4 protein-coding genes are annotated in these 14,995 nt (G+C 47.1%); 1 reads left to right on the plus strand and 3 read right to left on the minus strand.

Features of this window, described 5'->3' with window-relative positions:
- Positions 1-30 precede the first annotated feature (30 nt).
- The 3 genes from IE164_RS04010 to IE164_RS04020 all read right to left on the minus strand — a co-directional run bounded on the left by IE164_RS04010 (position 31) and on the right by IE164_RS04020 (position 5,660).
- Entirely contained in the window at positions 31-2,907 is a 2,877-nt protein-coding gene (locus IE164_RS04010) for a TonB-dependent receptor (RefSeq protein WP_189628888.1), read from the minus strand.
- Between the two features lie 129 nt (positions 2,908-3,036).
- Entirely contained in the window at positions 3,037-4,536 is a 1,500-nt protein-coding gene (locus IE164_RS04015) for a beta-helix domain-containing protein (RefSeq protein WP_189628889.1), read from the minus strand.
- A 134-nt stretch (positions 4,537-4,670) separates the two neighbouring features.
- Positions 4,671-5,660 carry an AAA family ATPase gene (locus IE164_RS04020; protein WP_189628890.1) on the minus strand — a complete coding sequence of 330 codons (990 nt, stop codon included), beginning with the start codon at positions 5,658-5,660 and terminating at the stop codon, positions 4,671-4,673.
- A 524-nt stretch (positions 5,661-6,184) separates the two neighbouring features.
- Here IE164_RS04020 and IE164_RS04025 point away from each other — a divergent pair.
- Complete coding sequence (locus IE164_RS04025) at positions 6,185-14,995, plus strand: PKD domain-containing protein (RefSeq protein WP_189628891.1); 8,811 nt, start codon at positions 6,185-6,187, stop codon at positions 14,993-14,995.

The raw sequence follows: 14,995 nt of genomic DNA on the forward strand, positions 1-14,995 counted from the left end.
CAGGGTTATCTAATTGAATAAACTGTCTTTTTAGAAAGAATACTTTAGGCCAAGACCAAATGAACGGCCCGGGCTAAAGAAGGTAAACGGCTGATCATCGGCCTGGTACCCTCTGTAAACTTCTTCTCTCTGATCGTTCAGAATGTTGGATATACTAAAGTTGAACGACATGTTTCTTTCTTTACCAAAAGTCTTGTTCAGGTTAAAGTTCAGACTGTTGAAAGGCTCGGTATATACATCGGGGAACAAACCACCACCTACAATGTACAGGGTAGAGCCCTTTACGTTGTAGAATAGACCGGCATCTAGGCCATTGTCAAAGTTTTCGTAGCCAATGCTTGTATTGATGATGAATGGCGCTTGTCCGGCCATGTTTCTTGTGTTTTTCACATTCTCACCATTTTTCTCATACTGCAAACGAGCGTTGTATTCTCTGTCGGTCATGGTAATTTCTGAGTTCACAACGGTTACGTTGGTGCCAATGTAGAAGTTGCTAAGTGCCGGAGTAAGGAACGAAAGGTCTTTCTTAAACTCTACTTCGCCTCCTAATACGCGGCCATCTCCTACGTTTCTTGGCTGATACTCTGTACTGGTTTGTTGCTCAGGAATTCGTACCAACTCTATTGGGTCGTCAAAAGTTTTGTAGAAAGCACTTACTGAAAGTATTTCGGTTCCGGGGAAGAAGATCTCCCATCTCAGGTCAAAGTTATTTATTCGGGTTACACCCAGCTGACCGTCCCAGTCGCTGTACTGGAATAAACCTCCGTTAAAAATACGGTTGGTTAGTGGGTCAATGATCTGAGCAAACGACAACTCTTTGAATGACGGTCTGGCAATGGTTTTGGAGTATGAAAGCCTTACGTTCTGATCGTCATTAACCGCATACACAAGGTTTACACTAGGGAAAAGGTCGAAGTCATCAATCACCACTTCGTTTTCCAGATTGTTACCACTACCCAAGTTGGCATATTCTACATCGCGCCCGGTGTGTCTCTGAATAAACTTCTCACCTCTAAGGCCAAGAACGGCCTTTAATTTAGCGGTTGGGTTCAACTCTGTAGAAACATATACCCCGTAGTTTTTGCTATTGGAGTTGTAGGCATTCGGGTTAGGGGTGTTGTTTCCTGAGTTCAGGTATATGGTTCCGTTAGGATACAGATATTGGTCTTGCCACACTGCATTAGGGTCGATACCGAAGTCGGGTTGAGCTCCAAAGAACTGAAGATCGTAGCTCAGAATTTCGTAGTCTCTTTCTTTGTAAATGTAGCTTGAGCCAAACTTGTATTTAGCATCTCTGCCAAAGGCCTGGCTGTTTCGGGTAATATCAAATTTGGCTACCCAGTTTACTTCTTCCAGCTCTCTCCAAATTCGGCTTGGGTTACCTCCTGCACCAGCCGAGAAAGTAGTATCTGTATTGCTGTAGGTAAAGGCGGTTTTTCTTACGTCAGGGTCTTGAATGTTTGAGAACGTAGGCGATACTCTCCAGTCAATATCCCATTTGCCGTCACCCAGGTGGTGTTCACCGTTCAACAAGAAGTTGGTAAGGCCTCGCTGATTGTACTCCAGATTGTTAGAGTAAGCTTTGTAGCCCGATTGGCCAATGGCTTCACCATCGTTGTCTATATAAAACTGACCAGCAGTGTTAATGCCGTTCTGAAGGTGAAGAGCGGTGAATTTAAATTTAGACATATCGGTCTTATAGGCCAGTCCGGCCAAAATTCCGCCAAGCACGTTTCGTTCTGCTTTCACACCATTTTGAATGGTGGCATAGCGCAGGTTGGTATTGTTAGGGTCTACATAGCGCTGATACTCACCGTAAATCACATCATCGTAGAAAACGGTGTTGCTCTTGTAGCTGGCTGAAAATATGTAGCCTAGCTTATGAGAACCCCAGATATCGTATTGATTGGCAGAGGTAAACGAAAGGCTGTAGTCCATAAAGCTGGTTTGTTGAGTAGCACCCAAAGTAGGGTCAAACTGCTTTAAGAAGTTGTATATCTCTTGTCCGCTATTTCTATTAATAGGGCTTGGAATGCGCTCCTGGCGAGCCTGATCCGGCAGAGCTCGGGTACCATCGTCAAAACCAAGGAAGTCGGTAGAGCCTGTATTGCCCATAATAAAGTCTCTGTTAAAGTGCATGTTAGGATTGTAACTTACACTTAGCGATACATCCAGAATTTTTTCGTCCGGAAGATCTTTGGTCTCAATATTTACCACACCTCCGGTGAAATCGGCCGATAGTTCTGCAATGGCCGTTTTGTACACCATCATGTTGTCGATGAGGTTGGTAGGGAAAATATCCATTTGCAAGCTGTTTCTGTCAGGATCCAGCCCGGGGATGTCTACATTGTTCAGAGTAGTTTTGGTGTATCGGTCGCCAAGGCCACGAACGTACACGTACTTGCCTCCTTCTACCGAAACTCCGGTAATTCTTTTTACTGCCTCTGAGGCGTCAGAGTCTCCAATTTTACTAAAGCTGGCAGCCGACATACCATCCAGTAGGTTAATGGCCTTCTTTTTAGTAATGGCTACTATAGCTTCTGAGTTTCTTACGGCTTCAGCAGTAACCACCACTTCGCCAAGCTCAGAGATGGCTTCTTTCATTCGAATGTTGTTGAAGATCACAGGCTTGTCGGCTGTTACTTCAACTCCACTAATTACAATGGTTTCGAAAGAAATAAATGAAAACTGAATGTCGTAAGTACCAACCGGAGCTTTGATTTCAAACTTACCATCAAAGTCGGTAATGGCTCCGTAATTGGTGCCTTTTGCCAACACCGTTACACCAATGAGCGTTTCTCCAGAACCTTCATCGTATACAGTTCCTCTAATAATACCCTGCTGGGCAAAAGCCGTACTCGAAAAGGCGGTTAGAAAAAGTAGAAGTTTTAAGTAAAACTTGTTCATATAGTTTATCAATTAGTAATGTTCTTGCTCGTGTGTGGGTTTATTCTTTTTGGTGCTATTTGGCTTGTTGGCTTAATAAAAAAGCTTGATCACCTGAAAAGTGATCAAGCCTTTTTGATTTTGTATGAATTAGTTACCAGGCCATTCAGTGGCAGTAGAAGCCCAAGTCCAGGCAAATACTGACAGGTCTGCACCAACTCCTGCACTTGGTGTAGCAGCAGCAGTAACACCCGATGGAATAGTACCAGTTACAAAGTCTTGTAAAGTAGAACCAGAAGGAACGTTCAATTCAATTTTTGTGAAAGTCACACCACTGGCTGTAGTTCTGTTGATATCCTGACCTGTTTTGAGGCCCGTGATAAAGATGTTTTCAAGAGCCACAATAGAGTTGTCGTCTACGTTAATCAAATCTGTAGCTTTTCTGTCGCCTGCGCTAGCCACTACTGTACCATTTTTAATGGTATGTCCGGCCTCATAAGTACCTTCAGGACCATCTAGCTCAAAGCAGTGTGCCTCAGAGGTATTAGGAGCAATTACTACAAAGTTCTCCAACTTGCCGGCCCAAGACTGGTCAGTGTCTATACCGTCATCGTTGATGTTCCAAACCACTGCATTGTTTACGTTTACAGTACCGCCAAAGAATTCAATACCATCGTCTTGGTTGGCCACAACTTCTACATGGTTGATGGTAGTACCTCTACCAACACCACCAAGGGTTAATCCGTTGATTTCGTTACCGTTACCGATGTTAGATCCACCATGGCGAATAGAGATGTAAGTGATGGTTCCTGAGTTATCATCGTCATCATTACCACCATAAAGACCGTTAGAGTCAGAGGTTGGGATACCTTCAATTTGTACTTCGCTCACGTCAGATCCTGAAGTTTTATTCGAAGCCGAAATTTTGGCTTTTCCAAGAATGATAACACCACCCCAAAGGCCGCTTACATCGGCAGTCAGGTTAGGGCTGGCAAAGTTTCCGGCAGCCACGTCTTCCGGAGTAATTTCATCTGCAATAGAAGTGAAAATGATTGGCATTGAAGCGGTTCCGGCAGCGTTCAGTTTACCACCTCTCGCTACCAAAAGAGCAGTAGCGTTGGCACCCGTTCCGGCCTGACCTTTTACAACTACTCCAGGCTGAATGTTAAGTGTTGCGCCAGATAGTACAGTAATTCTGCCACCAAGAATGTAAGTTTTTCCTGTTTCCCAGGTTTCTGTACCCGAAATATTATCAGAAACAGTGATGGTAGTAGGCTCTTGTTCAATAGTAATAACAGCGGTGTTATTGCCTGATTTGCCATTGGCATCTACAACAGTAAGAGTTACAGAGCCTGCTCCTGCGGTGGTGGCCTGAAAGCTAATGGTAAAAGTTCCTGTCGTGGCACCAGCTTCTGGTGCTTCAGTTACTTCGGCAGTTCCACCTGTGGCAGTAACTGAGTTGCTGGCGTAGCCAGCTGCAATTGTAGCCGAGAAAGTAATGGTAATACTTTCACCTTCAGTCACGCTAACAGCATCAGGCTGTGTTACGCTAGGGCCATCAATTTCCGGTTCATCGTCTCCACAAGAAGAGATACCCAGAACGAGCACAAAGGCTAATAGTAGGTTTAAAAGTTTAACAGAGTCTTTCATGTCTTTGATTAGGTTTAAAATTTTGACACAAAAAAACTCTATCGCTTTTACAAAGCGTTTACGCCTTTGTTAAGAATAGTTGTCATTCCGTTTATGAATAGGTTAATTGTATTAACGGAATGTTAACCTAAGAATTAATGGTTGATAGGAATCTTGGTGAGCAGTTTTTGGATGATTTGTTCCGTGGTTATTCCGTCTGCTTCGGCCTCATAGTTCAGTATAATTCTGTGGTTCAGAACATCGCTGGCTATTTCCTTAATATCTTCTGGCAACACATAGTCGCGTTGGTCAAAGAAGGCAATGGCTTTGGCTGCAAGGTTCAAGTTTATACTCGCTCTGGGCGATGCACCAAACTGCATGTAGTAGGCTTCATCATTCAGGCCGTAGTCTTTTGGCTTTCTGGTAGCAAATACCAACTCTATAATATAACGTTCGAGCGACTCGGAGATAGAGACCTGGTTAACTTCGTCTCGAATGGAGAAAATATCTTCTTTCGTAAGTAGTGTTTCCAGCTGTGGTTGAAAACGCATGTTAGACATACGTCTCATTACTTCCAGCTCCTCATCTTTAGAAGGGTAGTCAACCTTCACTTTCAGCATAAATCGGTCAATCTGTGCTTCCGGTAAGCTGTATGTTCCCTCTTGGTCCACCGGGTTCTGAGTAGCTAATACAAGGAACGGGCGATCGAGCTTATAACTGCTCTCGCCAATGGTTACCGTTTTTTCCTGCATGGCCTCAAGCAGTGCCGACTGTACCTTGGCGGGGGCACGGTTTACCTCATCGGCCAGAATTACGTTGGCAAAGATGGGGCCTTTCTTTACTTCAAACTCAGCCTTTTTTTGGTTGTATATCATGGTACCAATCAGATCGGCCGGCAACAAGTCAGGTGTAAACTGAATCCGCTGAAAGTCCAGGTGCAGAACATCGGCCAGCGTATTAACCGTAAGGGTTTTGGCTATACCGGGAACACCCTCTAGCAAAACGTGTCCGTTGGTAAAAAGCCCAACCATGAGACGGTTTACCATGTACTCCTGGCCCACCACTATTTTGCCTACTTCAGAGGCAACACGTTTTATTTTTTCCTGATGCTCTTTTTTTAAATCGTTCGATACAACCTCTTCCATGATATTAATACTTAATGCGCGCTAAAATAAAGAAATACAATGAACCACCTACACTATACTTTATATGAGCGATAAATGTTGGTGTGCAGGAGGTAAAGCAGGGCAAATATGTGGGAAATTGAAAGTTAGTGCGGCTGATTCAGAAGCATTTAACAAGAATTAACAAGGTAAAAAAGTTGAAAAAAATTTTCAGGCAAAAGATTAAAATCGTTCTGCTACTTCCAAAATTAATGCAAGGCCTCAAGTGGTAAGGCTTTTGTCGTTCACATTTTAATTTCTGTTGGGCACTCTACGATACTCGTAATCTGGCCCGGGTAGTCACACGGTGCATACTTATTAAATTGAACTATTCTAAGTTAATGGTCTGCCGGATCGATGTTGCTATGTGTTTATAAATGGCTGATATTCATCTAATATAAGCTATAAATGAATAAAACTTTATAGCTGCTATTTTGTCGATGACATCACCTAAACAGTTGCATAGTAGGATTATTTTGCTGCTCGTCATATTCATGGCGATGGCAATGCCCCGTTTACAGGCGCAGTGCACCAACCAGTGCCCGGTGATTACCAACGTGAACATTAACAGTTGTGAAGGGGTGATTACTATTAGTGTAACAGGCGATGGCCCCTTTACTTACAATTGGGTGGACAGCGGTGGTGGCACTGTAGGAAATTCTTTCATTGCCAGTGGCCTTGCCCCTGATGATTATACCGTAACCGTAACGGATAATGATGGCGATGTGGTGACGGCAACATATACCGTAACCAATCCGCCCAATCTGGTGGGCTCCGTTTCGGTCAATGATGTGACCTGCCGTGGCGATTCGGATGCTCAGGTGGTTGTAACCATGTCGAATGGAAACCCGACTTATGATTGGGAGCTGTTCAATGGAGGCGGGGCGTCTATCCGAACCGGTTCGGCAGCGCCCTTTTCCAATGTCATAAACCTCAATGGTTTGGGAATTGGAAACTACACCCTTACCGTAACCGATGCCAACGGGTGTACGGGAGATATTACGTTTACCATTACAGAACCAGCCGATTTTTTAGGCTACTCGCTGGGAGCATCGACCGATGCCACCTGCTACAATTCAGCCGATGGTACACTTTCGGCTACGGGTACAGGCGGATGGGGCAATTATGTATATCAATGGCTTAGGGTGTCTGATGGTGTGGTAGTGGGTAATTCTGCCACCGTTACAGGGCTGGCTCCGGGAGACTACCGACTGGTAATTACCGATAGGAACGGAACAGGGTGTACCATTTCTACTCCCATACAAACCATCAGTTCTCCGCCCGAGATTGTGGCCAGTGCTTCACTTACCGATGCCCTTTGCAACGGGTCTTCTAATGGGGCAATTGATCTTTCGGTTTCCGGAGGAGTGACCCCCTATAACTATAGCTGGTCTAATGGAGCAACCACCCAGGATATTTCCGGCCTGGCGGCCGGAACTTATACCGTTACTATTACGGACAATGCAGGCTGTGCAATCAGTAGTTCTTTCACCCTTGGCGAACCGGCCAGTTTGGCCATTAATGCCAGTGTTACCCAAGTTGCCTGCTTTGGAGACGCTACGGGTGTGATAGAGAGCAACGTCAGTGGAGGTACGGCACCCTATTCTTATGTCTGGTCTACAGGGGCCACCTCCGCTGATATTTCTGGTTTGACTGCCGGAACTTATGATTTAACTGTAACCGATGCCAATGGCTGCTCTGTGACTCAAAATAATATTACCGTTACAGAGCCTGTTGCTGCTTTGAGTAAGCAAAACCAAAGCCTCACAGATCCCTCTTGTGCCGGAGGCAATGATGGTTCAATAAGTATTACCATGCAGGGCGGCACTGCGCCCTACTCCTACACCTGGTCTAACGGCAGCACGTCATCCACGGTCAGTAACCTTACAGCGGGTAATCATACCGTAACTGTAACCGATGCCAATGGGTGTACTTATACCGAAACGTTTACCCTTTCAGACCCTCCTTCAATTGCCGTATCTCCCTCCCTGACCCTGCCATCGTGCAATGGTGCTGCCGATGGTTCCATCACAGTGGTGGCATCGAATGGTACCGCTCCATATGTGTACAATTGGAATACAGGTGCTTCGGGTCAAACCATTAGCGGATTAACAGCAGGTACATATACCGTGACCGTAACTGATAATGGTGGGGCCGGTTGCACAGTAGTGGAAACCATTACTTTGGGAGAACCCGCCCCACTGGCAGACAATGCTACCGTAAATGATGTGTCTTGCAATGGAGCAGCCGATGGTAGTATTTTCCTTTCCGTAACCGGAGGAACTGGGCCATATACTTATGCCTGGAGTAACGGAGCAACCGGTAACAATATAACCGGCCTTAACCCTGGTAATTACTCGGTGACGATTACTGATGCCAACGGTTGTGCGCTTACCGAAAATTATACCATCATAGACCCGGCAGTGATGTCGGTAAGCTATACACAACAAGATATTTTGTGTAAGGGAGCCAGCACCGGAGCCATAGACATTACCCCGGCAGGTGGAACAGCCCCATATACTTATCTCTGGTCTAATGGCAGCACAACCGAAGACCTTAACAACGTAGTGGCAGGAACATATACTGTCACCATCAAAGATGCTTCCAACTGCTCTTTGGGCTTAACTGTTACACTCACCGAACCGGCTACCGTTATGACCCTGTCAGGTGCTACCACAGACGCCACCTGTGCCGGGTCTGATAATGGAAGCATTGACCTAACCATAACCGGAGGATCGGCCCCCTATACCTACAGCTGGAATACCGGAGCTACAACAGAAGACATTACCAATTTGGCTCCGGGAAATTACTCAGTGACGGTTCAGGATGCCGTTGGCTGTATTAAGTCTATAGGCTTTACCATTGCTGAGCCAAGCCCGTTGGCAGCCAGTGAAACGGTAAATCAGATTTCGTGTCATGGAGCTTCCGATGGATCGGTGGCTATGAATGTTTCCGGAGGAACAGGTCCTTACACATACGCCTGGGCCGATGATGGCAGTATAACAACAAAAGACAGAACAGGACTTGGTCCGGGGTTATATACCCTCACCATTACCGATGCCAGCGGATGTACACTGGTAGAGTCCTTTACAATATCAGAACCGGCAATGCTCAGTTCAACGGCAACACAGCTGAATGTTAGTTGTTTTGGTGAAAGTACGGGGTCAATCGATCTTTCGATAAGCGGAGGAACGACCCCGTATACTTTTTCCTGGTCCAACGGTGCACTAACTGAAGATCTCACCAATATTGGAGCAGGCAGTTATTCGGTGGTTATTACCGATGCCAATGGGTGCACTGAGTCTCGGTCTTTTACCATCACTCAACCTTCGGCCCCGCTGACGGTAGGTAGTACTGTAGGCCAAATAACTTGCAACGGAGCTGCCGATGGAGCCATTAACCTGACAGTGAGTGGAGGTACTGCACCGTATAGTTTCAACTGGTCTAATGGAGCCACCACCGAAGATTTAAGCAGTCTGCCTGCTGGTAATTATACGGTATTAGTTACCGATAATTTAGGATGTACATATACCGAGACATTTACCATTACCGACCCACCGGTACTCAGCTTATCGGGCGTGGTTACCGATATTGACTGTAATGGTGCAGCCAATGGGGCTATAGATATAACCGTGGGAGGAGGGCAAGCTCCCTACTCCTTCGCCTGGAGCAATGGGGCAACTGCAGAAGACCTTTCCAACCTAACTCCCGGCAGTTATTCGGTTACCGTCTCAGATGCTCGTGGTTGTTCGGTTACTCAAAGCTTCAGCATTCAGCAACCAATGGCCCTCAGTTTGGGCTATACGCTTTCTCAGGTAAGCTGCTATGGTGGTTCTGATGGGAGCATTGATGTTTCTGTGGCCGGAGGCAGCGCACCTTATACCTATTCTTGGAACAACGGAGCGGCCACAGAAGATCTCATCGGACTTACGGCAGGCAACTATACCCTCACTGTTATTGACAACAACGGTTGTAGCTATGTGGAAACCATTGCTATAACCGAGCCCTCTGCCCCCTTAAGTACCACCACTACTGTGGCCGATATTAGCTGTTTTGGGGGTAGCGATGGCAGTATTGAGCTTAATCCGGCAGGAGGTACAGCACCATATACTTATGCCTGGAGCAATGGAGCAAACACCAAAAATATTTCAGGACTTAGCGATGGCAATTATCAGGTAACCATTACTGATGCCAATGGATGTTTTATTCAGGAAACCTACACCATTAACATGCCTCCGGCCCTCCTGGTTAGTGCCAGCCAAACCAATATTTTGTGCCATGGCGATGCTGCAGGTGCAATTGACCTTAGTGTAACAGGGGGTACGGGAACATATAGTTTTACCTGGAGCAACGGAGCGACCACAGAAGATCTCACCGGACTTACGGCAGGCACTTATCAGGTAACCATTACCGATGCCGCAGGCTGTAGCCTAACCCGCTCCTTTACCATTACGCAACCGTTGGCCATCACCGTGACGGAAAACGTTCAAAATGTTTCGTGTTTTGGCCTTAGCGATGGTTTCATAGATCTTTCAGTGACAGGCGGAATAGCCCCCTATACTTACCTGTGGAATACCGGGGCCACCACCCAAGACTTGTTCAACATTTCCGGAGGCAATTACAGTGTTACCATTACCGATGCCAATGGATGTTCTACCATTAGAAACTATTCGATTGCCGAGCCTTCCAGTGCCCTGGCAGTGACCGGGGCAGTAACCGATGAGTCTTGCTTTGGTGACGGGCAGGGGGCCATTGCCCTTACCATAACAGGAGGTACAGCACCCTATACCTACTCATGGAATCACGGGCCGGGAACCAAAGATGTAGCCGGGCTTTCAAGAGGCACTTATCAGGTAACCGTAACAGATAACAATGGCTGTAGCTTGACTACCGACTTTACGGTGGGCGGACCAAACGCACTCCAGTTATCGGCCAGTGTATTGCCTGTGGACTGTAACGGAGCAGCCAATGGGAGTATTGATGTTTCCGTGACCGGAGGAGTTGCCCCATATACCTATAATTGGAGCAATGACTCAACCGATCAAGACCTTAGTAATCTGGCTCCCGGTACATATTCGTTGACGCTAACCGATGCCAATGGATGCAGTACTTTCGGAAGCTGGTCTATTACGCAACCCCTGGCTCTTTCCATTGGAGAAATAGTTACCGATGTAAGTTGCTTTGGCGCCTCGGACGGAGCCATTGATTTGTCGGTTTCGGGAGGAATTGCTCCATACACCTACTCCTGGTCTCACGGAGCCACTTCTCAAGATGTTACAGGCTTGTCGGGAGGCAACTACTCCGTTACCATAACCGATGCCAACGGTTGTTCAACCGTAAAGAATTATACCATTGCCGAACCGGCCGCAGCTTTAAACATAAATGCCTCCATTACCGATGAACTTTGCTTTGGAGATGGCCAGGGAGCCATTAGCCTTAATGTTAGTGGAGGAACTGCTCCTTATAACTATAGTTGGAATCAAGGATCTACTTCCAAAGATTTAAGTGGCCTGGCTCAAGGTACTTATCAGGTAGTGGTAACTGATAGCAAAGGCTGCACCGTTTCAGGTACATATACTGTAGGCGGTCCCGCAGTTTTGGCGGTAAGCGGTACAACATCGAACATTAGCTGCTATGGAGCGGCCGATGGAGTAATAGACATTGAGGTCAGCGGAGGCACTTTGCCATATACTTTCGCGTGGGGCCATGGCGAAACCTCCGAAGACCTCAGTAATTTAAACCCGGGAAATTACACCGTGCTAATTACGGATGCCAATGGATGTTCAGTAAATAAAACATTCAGTATTTCTCAGCCACTGGCTATGAATATTGGCTTCTCTGCAACCAATGTCACTTGCTTTGGAGCAAGCGATGGTGCCATAGCCCTGAATGTGAGCGGAGGAACCCTTCCTTACACCTACTCATGGTCTAATGGGGCCTCCACGCGCAACCTGAACAACTTGTCGGGAGGCACTTACCAGGTAATTGTAACGGATGCCATGGGATGTACACTGTCTCAGAATGTAACGGTTGGCGAGCCTGCAGCGGCCCTCAGCCTGAGTGCCGTGGTGAGCGATGAACTTTGTTTTGGCGATGGTCAGGGAGCTATAGACCTATCAGTTACGGGAGGAACAGGCCCTTATGCATACAGCTGGAATAACGGATCCTCTACTCAGGATATTGTGGGGCTGGAAAGTGGAGATTATCAGGTAACCGTAACTGACAAAAACGGCTGTATGGTCAGCGCGGTATATACGGTTGGCAGCCCCGATCAATTGGCCATTTCGGCCAGTGTTAGCCCAATTTCATGCAGAGGTGAGGGCGATGGAGCAGTCGATGTGACCGTGAGTGGTGGAGTGGCACCTTATACTTATGCCTGGAACCATGGTGCTACTACAGAAGACATTTCGGGGCTTGCCCCGGGAACCTATCAATTAACCATAACCGATGCCAACGGGTGTACCTCTTCAGCTTCATGGCAGCTTACTGAACCCCTACCGCTCACCATAAATCAGGTAACCTCCCATGTGTCTTGTTTTGGTGCCAACGATGGAGGGGTGAGCTTGAGCGTTTCGGGAGGAACTTTGCCATACAGCTACTCCTGGAACAATGGTGCTACTACCCGAGACATAAGCAATCTGGCCGGGGGCACCTATGAAGTAACAGTTACCGATGCCAGGGGCTGCGAACAACAACTACAGGTGGTGGTACAGGCTCCCTCTGCTGAACTGTCGGCCACGGCCACCATTACCGATGCATTTTGTAATTCGCAGCCGGGAGGTAGGATTCAATTGGCGGTGTCAGGCGGTACTGCGCCCTATAGCTATGCCTGGTCCAATGGTTCGGCACAGCGCGATGTAAGCGGACTTTTTGCAGGAACGTATTCCGTAACCATAACCGATGCGCGAGGGTGCTCCATTCAGCAAAACTATGAAGTTGAAGACCCTGAGCCCCTCAATTTGTCGTTCGATGTAACCAACTCTTCTTGTTTGGGCGACAATGACGGAGCCATAAGAGTTACCCCAACGGGAGGTACTGCCCCTTATAGTTACGTATGGTCTAACGGAAGCACCAGTAAAGACCTGGTCAATGTGTCCGGAGGAACTTACAATGTAACCCTTACTGATGCCAACGGGTGTTCTATAACCCGAAGTGTGGAAGTGGCCGATTCGGAAAATCTGACGGTGACCGTTCAGAAATTCGATGTGTTATGTAAGGGTGAGGCAACCGGACAAATATTTCTGGATGCCAACGGAGGAAGTGGAAATTATAGCTTCTCCTGGTCTCACGGAGCCACCCAGCCCGATCTTACAGGTCTGAAGGCCGGGGTATATGAGGCTACGGTTTCGGACGATGGGGGCTGCTCAACCACGGTCACGGTGGTTATTTCCGAACCGGCCGAAAACCTCTCTGTGCAACTCACAGGCTATAATGATCTACTCTGTTTTGGTGATGAATCGGGGAGTATGCGAGCCCTTGTCAATGGAGGTGTAGCGCCATATACCTACCTGTGGAGCACAGGAGCAAGAACAGCACAAATCAATACACTCAAAGCTGGTGAATATACCGTGACGGTTACCGATGCTAATGGTTGTATTGTTCAGGCCCGTGCCCAAATAGGCCAGCCCGACAAGCCCATCACCATCAAAGCCCAAGGCAAGTTTAACCTAAACTGTAAGGGAGACAATGACGGACGCATAGTAATCGATGTAGAGGGAGGTACCGGCTTGTATAGTTTTATTTGGAGTACGGGAGCCACCACTTCTTCGATAGAAAATCTCAAAGTAGGCGATTATACGGTGAGGGTACGCGATGAGAATGGTTGCGTTCAGGAGCGCGTTTTTAGCATTACGGAACCGGAAGAGCTTTCGCTGGAAGATGCCATTGTAAACGAAAGTCAGTGCTATGACGATAGAAATGGCAGCATTGTACTCAACATTAAAGGAGGAGTGGAGCCTTACTCTTATCAATGGTCTACCGGAGCCACTACCAAAAACCTGTTGGGCATAAGCTCTGGAGATTACACTGTACTGGTTACGGATGCCAATGGCTGTCAGGTGCAGGGCAATTATACCCTGGCCGATCCTGCGCTCTTCCGAATTCAACCGGAGGTTAAGGAAATTAGCTGCTTGGGGGCAAACGATGCGTCCATTTCGCTCAATATTGAAGGCGGTATAGAACCACTAGCCATTCGCTGGAGCACAGGGCATTCTTCCGAAACCATAAGCAACCTTGGGCCGGGTCAGTACAATGTGTTGGTAACCGATGAGAAAGGCTGTACCATTCAACAAACCTTTAACATTATTGAGCCGCTAGCCCTCACGCTGGATGCCTACATTGAAGATGCTACCCGTTGCAACGACCCGCAGAGTGGCAGGGTAAACGTAATTGTTTCAGGTGGCACGGGGCCATACACCTATCATTGGTCCAACGGAGAGCGGAGTTCTGAAATTACCGATGTATTTCCCGGAACCTACGTGGTTACAGTAAAAGACCGTAACGGATGTGAGGCTCAGGGCACTTATACCGTATTGCAGCCGGAGCCATTGCAAATTGGTTTTAGTACCGAACCATACATCGATTGTCAGAACCGTGTAGCAGGCCTGCTGGTAAAGGCCAAGGTTAAAGGAGGTGTAGGGAATTACCGCTACGAATGGTCTCGTGGAAATAGTACCAACGATGAAGTGCTAATGACCGAACCGGGCAGACTGACCATTGAAGTTTATGATGGCCGGGGCTGTTTCCAGCAAAATGCCATAGATATTGATGTGCCAGAGCTTGGTCTTGCCGACTTTGAATACAAAGCAGAATCTATAGATAAAACGGGCGATCTGGCCGTAAACGATCCGGTAAGCTTCTTCGATCTTTCGGAAGGCGAGGTAATTGATTGGTACTGGGATTTTGGCGATGGCTTCGATTCGGACGAAATAGATCCCATTCATACTTACGATGCGCCAGGCACCTACACCGTAAAACTCACAGTGACCGACCGGACCGGTTGCCAGACAGAAAAAACCACACTGCTAAAGATTACGGAGGGTTACAGAATAATAATTCCTAATGCCTTTACTCCCAATGGAGATGGAAACAACGACTTCTTTAGGCCAAGAATGCTGGGTATGACCAAGGCCCGCCTGATTATCTATAACACATGGGGAGAGGTGATCTTTAGTACCGATGACATTGAAACCAAGGGCTGGGATGGCACCATTAATGGTCGGCAGGCCGAAAATGGAAACTATGTATACAAAATAATAGGGGTGAGTTTTAACGGGCTTCCGGTAGAGCGCGAGGGCATTTTTGCTCTCATTAAATAG

It is taken from the genome of Roseivirga thermotolerans, from assembly GCF_014653175.1.
Classification (GTDB): Bacteria; Bacteroidota; Bacteroidia; order Cytophagales; family Cyclobacteriaceae; genus Roseivirga; species Roseivirga thermotolerans.

Excerpts from the sequence above, each read along its gene's own strand:
- IE164_RS04010 (WP_189628888.1), bottom strand. The coding sequence starts at position 2,907 with ATGAACAAGTTTTACTTAAAACTTCTACTTTTTCTAACCGCCTTTTCG.
- IE164_RS04015 (WP_189628889.1), bottom strand. The coding sequence starts at position 4,536 with ATGAAAGACTCTGTTAAACTTTTAAACCTACTATTAGCCTTTGTGCTC.
- IE164_RS04020 (WP_189628890.1), bottom strand. The coding sequence starts at position 5,660 with ATGGAAGAGGTTGTATCGAACGATTTAAAAAAAGAGCATCAGGAAAAA.
- IE164_RS04025 (WP_189628891.1), top strand. The coding sequence starts at position 6,185 with ATGCCCCGTTTACAGGCGCAGTGCACCAACCAGTGCCCGGTGATTACC.